Annotated in this window: 4 protein-coding genes and 1 pseudogene; 3 read left to right on the forward strand and 2 right to left on the reverse strand. The window is 73.5% G+C overall.

What is annotated here, in order from left to right:
- The coding region (locus tag RIF89_RS11185) for a LacI family DNA-binding transcriptional regulator (protein ID WP_309069189.1) at nucleotides 1–954 on the reverse strand (954 nt) is incomplete at its 3' end.
- A gap of 86 nt (nucleotides 955–1,040) precedes the next feature.
- Between RIF89_RS11185 and galT the strand changes: the two genes are divergently transcribed.
- Together galT and galK are read left to right on the forward strand one after the other, a co-directional pair.
- Nucleotides 1,041–2,252, forward strand: a complete 1,212-nt coding sequence (galT, locus tag RIF89_RS11190) for a galactose-1-phosphate uridylyltransferase (RefSeq protein WP_309069190.1) — start codon at nucleotides 1,041–1,043, stop codon at nucleotides 2,250–2,252.
- Nucleotides 2,249–3,457: a galactokinase gene (gene galK, locus RIF89_RS11195; RefSeq protein ID WP_309069191.1), complete on the forward strand. Its 1,209-nt coding sequence runs from the start codon at nucleotides 2,249–2,251 to the stop codon at nucleotides 3,455–3,457. Before galT ends, galK begins: the two co-directional genes overlap by 4 nt.
- A 133-nt stretch (nucleotides 3,458–3,590) precedes the next feature.
- Here the strand turns inward: galK and RIF89_RS11200 are convergent, their stop codons facing one another.
- On the reverse strand, nucleotides 3,591–4,022 hold the full coding sequence (locus tag RIF89_RS11200) for an Hsp20/alpha crystallin family protein (protein WP_309069192.1): 432 nt from the start codon (nucleotides 4,020–4,022) through the stop codon (nucleotides 3,591–3,593).
- 208 nt (nucleotides 4,023–4,230) lie between these two features.
- Between RIF89_RS11200 and RIF89_RS11205 the strand changes: the two are divergent.
- Nucleotides 4,231–4,661, forward strand: a pseudogene (locus tag RIF89_RS11205) (SAM-dependent methyltransferase); the annotation flags it as partial.

Genomic DNA, 4,661 nt, shown 5'->3' on the forward strand with positions numbered 1-4,661 from the left:
GCGGAGGACGAGGTGCGTCGGGATGACCGTGCGGGCCGGGCTCTCGCCGCCTTCCACGCGCGTGAGCAGCAGCGCGACGGCTTCCCTGCCGAGCGCGGCGAAGTCCTGGGCGACGGTCGTGAGCGGCGGCTGGAACTCGGCCGCGTCGGCGACGTCGTCGAAGCCGATCACGGCCACCTCCGTGCGGCCTGCCTCGTGCAGCGCTCGCAGCAGGCCCAACGCCATCTGGTCGTTCGCGGCGAAGACCGCGGTGACCTCGGGGTCGGCGGCGAGCTCCCTGCCGACCGCGAATCCGGAAGCCGAGGTCCAGTCGCCACGGACCGGGGCGGGAAGCTCGACGTCCGGCTGCGCCGCACGCCAGCCGCTCTCGCGCTCGTCGGCGGCGTGGGAGCCGCGCGGTCCTGCGAGGTGGTGGACGATCCGGTGACCGGATGACCGCAGGTGCGCGACGGCGGAGGCCGCTCCCCCGGCATGATCCGACGTGATCACGGGGATCCCGTCGGTCGGCGCGGCGTCGACCGCGACGAGCGGGAACGAGGGCGCCTGGGCGGCGCGGACGGTGGGGGTGGCCTCGTTCAACGCGAGGACGCCGTCCACGCCGTGGTCCGCGAGCGCCGCGTAAGCCGCCGCGAGGGCGTCGGCGGTGTCGTCGCCGAGCGTGAGCACGAGCACGGCGTGGTCGCGTGCGGCACCGGCCGCGACGACGGCCTCGAGCATCCGCGCGTTGCCGACCGACGAGAGCGTGCGCACCAGCACCCCGATCGTGCGCGTGCGGCCGGTGCGCAGCGCGCGCGCGGCGCGATGGGGCCGGTAGCCGAGCTCCGCCATGGCGGCCTCGACGCGCGCGCGCGTTTCGGGGTCGACCCGCGCCGAGCCGTTCGTGACGCGCGAGACGGTCTGTCCCGAGACGCCCGCGCGCCGCGCGACGTCCGCGGCCGACACGCTGCGCGCCATCCGGTGTCCTCTCGTTGTTGCGGGCACCGCACCCGCAGGACCTATCATGCATGTTGACGTCAACACGCGCACAGCGAAGGAATCCGATGACCTCCTCTTCGAACCAGACGGCGCCCGAGCCCGCCGAGCTCGGCGCGGGCGTCGTGCGGCGAGCGACGGTGCTCGCCGACGGGCGCGAGCTGATCTACTACGACGACCCCGGGACGACCCTGCCGCCCGAGCGACGCGCGGATGAGCGCGACCTGGCGCCGCGTCCCGAGACCGCGACGATGCGCCGTGACGTGCTCACCGGCGACTGGATCTCGGTGGCCGCCGCGCGGCAGAGCCGCGTCGTGATGCCGCCCGCCGACCTCGATCCGCTCGCGCCGCAGTCGCCCACGAATCCGTCCGAGCTGCCCAGCCTGTACGACGTCGCGGTCTTCGAGAACCGCTCCCCCTCGTTCGGACCCGCGCTCGACGAGGCGTTCGGAACCGCGCCCGCCGCGGCCGATCCGGCCCGCGGCCTGGACGACCTCGACGCTCCGGGCCTCGGCCGCTCGCGCACGTCGGTGGGCCGCTGCGAGGTCGTGTGCTTCAGCCCCGAGCGCACGGGATCCTTCGGCACGCAGACGGTCACACGCGCGCGCACCGTGATCGAGGCGTGGGCGGACCGCACCGCCGCACTGTCGGCGCTGCCGGGCGTGCGCCAGGTCTTCGTGTTCGAGAACCGTGGTGCCGAGATCGGCGTGACGCTGCAGCATCCGCACGGCCAGATCTACGCGTACCCGTACATCACGCCCCGCACCAAGCAGCTGCTTGCGGCCATCGAGCGTGAGGGCGCCGACCTGTTCCAGCGCATCGTCGAGTTCGAGGCCGCGGGGCCGCGCGTGCTGCTCGAGGGCGAGCACTGGATCGCCTACGTGCCGTTCGCGGCGCGCTGGCCCATCGAGGTGCACCTCGCGCCGCGCCGCCACGTCGCCGACTTCGCCGCGCTGAGCGGGGCCGAGCGCGACGAGCTCGCGCCGCTGTACCTGCGTCTGCTGCGCGGGGTCGACGCGCTGTACGGGACCGACCCGCACGGCGCGTTCGCCGGCGGGACGCCGTACATCGCCGCCTGGCATCAGGCGCCGGTCGACGTCGGCCGCGACAGCGCCCGGCTGCACCTGCAGCTGACGTCGCCGCGCCGCGGGGCCGACAAGCTCAAGTTCCTCGCCGGATCCGAGGCCGCCATGGGCGCCTGGATCGGCGACATCCCGCCCGAGCAGAGCGCCGCGAAGCTGCGCGAGGCTCTCGCCACCATCACGGAGGACCTCACGTGACCGCGTCGCACACCGCGCTGCAGGACGCCGCCCAGCTGTTCGCCGAGCTCACGGGCGACCGGCCCGAGGGGATCTGGTCGTCCGCGGGCAGGGCGAACCTCATCGGCGAGCACACCGATTACAACGAGGGCTTCGTGCTGCCGTTCGCGATCCAGTACCGCACCTACGCCGCGGCACGGATCCGCCAGGATGGCGTCTTGCGAGTCGCCTCGACCTTCGCACCCGGTGCGGTCGAGCTGCCGGTCGCCGAGCTGGTGAGCACGTTCGGCGGATCGGCGGGCGCCGCCGTCGCCTCACGCGCGGTGCCCGAATGGGCCGCATACCCGCTCGGTGTGGCGTGGGCAGCGCTCACCGCGGCCGGACGCTCGGAAGCGGACGTGCCCGGTGTCGACATCGCGATCGCCTCGGACGTGCCGGTCGGCGCGGGACTGTCCTCGTCGGCGGCCATCGAGGGGTCCGTCGCCGCGGCCCTGAACGACCTGTGGCGGCTCGATCTCGCGCCGCTGGATCTTGCGAAGGCCGGACGCCGCGCCGAGAACGAGGCCGTCGGCGCCCCGACGGGGATCATGGACCAGGTCTCCTCGATCATGGGCCGCGCGGATGCCGCGACGTTCCTCGACTGCCGCACGCTCGAGACCCGGTCGGTCGATCTCGGGCTGGAGCGGGAGGGCCTTGTGCTGCTCGCCATCGACACCCGGGTCGAGCACGCGCACGCGAGCGGCGGCTACCGCGACCGCCGCGCCGCCTGCGAGCGCGGCGCCGCCGCGCTCGGGGTGCCGTCGCTGCGCGACGTCACCGGCGCCGATCTCGACCGCGCGCGCGACCTCCTGGACGACGTCACTTTCCGGCGCGTGCGGCACATCGTGACCGAGAATCAGCGCGTGCTCGACACGGTCGCGGCGCTCGCCGCCGCCGGCCCGCGCGCGATCGGCGAGCTGCTGGTGGCATCGCACGCGTCGATGCGCGACGACTTCGAGATCTCGGTGCCCGAACTCGACACGGCGGTCGAGGCCGCGCTCGAGGCCGGCGCGATCGGTGCCCGCATGACGGGCGGCGGCTTCGGCGGATCCGCCGTCGCGCTCGTCGAGGCGAGCGCGGTCGATGCGGTGGCCGACGCCGCCGTCCGCGCGTTCGCCGACCGTGGCTACACGGCGCCGCACGCCTTCACGGTGCTGCCGTCGGAGGGCGCGCGACGCGACAGCTGACTCCCCGGCTCGACGACCGATCGGAGCGAGCCCAAACGCGCCGGACCTCCCGCGGCCCGACACCGCGGGAGGTCCGGTGCGTTCCCACCGCTCGCTGCCCTCGTCGCGCGACGAGCAGAGCGATGAGGGATCGTCAGGTCGTCAGCTCGGGCGTGACGTCCTTCGCGCCGACCGAGCGCTGCACCTCGACCTTGCGGGGCTTCGCCTTCTCGCTGATCGGGATGAGCACGCTCAGCACGCCGTTGTCGTACGTCGCCGAGATGCCGGCCGTGTCGATGCCCTGCCCCAGATTCAGCTGGCGCAGGAACGATCCCGTCGTGCGCTCGCGCGTGATCCACTTCACGCCCTCGGCACTGCGGGGGGTGCGTTCGGCGCGGATGGTGAGCAGCTGGCCGTCCACGTCGATGTCGACGCTGCCCGGGTCGATGCCCGGCAGGTCGGCGCTGAGGACGTAGTGGTCGCCGTCGCGGTAGAGGTCCATCGGCATCAGCCGCGGACCCTGACGGTCGAACAGCTGCTCGGCCATGCGGTCGAACTCACGGAACGGGTCGAAGAACATCGCCATCGTGATCCTCCTCTTGTCTGTTCGTGGCGCTTCGGACCTGAGTCTCGGGGACTCGATATATTGATTAGCACTCTCCCATCGCGAGTGCCAGATCGGTCGCTCGGAAGTGCTTAAGAAATCGCTGGAAGACCGTGCGCATGGCGGACGACACCGCGGCCCGGCGAGCCCCGGCCTCCGGAGGACCCGCCCCGCGGGGTTGAATGGACACGTGACACCGAACCCTGATGCCGGGCTGTGCGCCGCCCTGGCGACCGACCTGCGCGCCGCACGATTCCGGTCGGAGGCGCTGCGCGCGGCCTGGGGCGTCGAGGCGGACGACGCGATCGGCCGCGGCCTGCGGGTGCCAGCGCTACGGGGCCTCGGCGATCGGCAGGATGCGCTCGCCACGCTGGGCCGCCTGCTCGTGCTCGGTGTGCCGCAGCCGCGCACCGCCGTCGACGCCGCGTTGCCGACGCTCGGCGCGGACGGACTGCACGCGCTCGGGATCGCCGACCGCGCCGATCCGGTCGTCCCGCGCGCGATCATCAGGCCCCAGTCGTACCTGGACACCGAGGGCGCGGGCGAGTGGTGGCTGGCGAGCGACCTGGACGAGATCGCCACGGGCGGCGGAACACTGGCCGAGGATCACGTGCTCGGCGT

The organism is Microbacterium sp., assembly GCF_031178525.1.
In the GTDB taxonomy this organism is placed as follows: Bacteria; Actinomycetota; Actinomycetes; order Actinomycetales; family Microbacteriaceae; genus Microbacterium.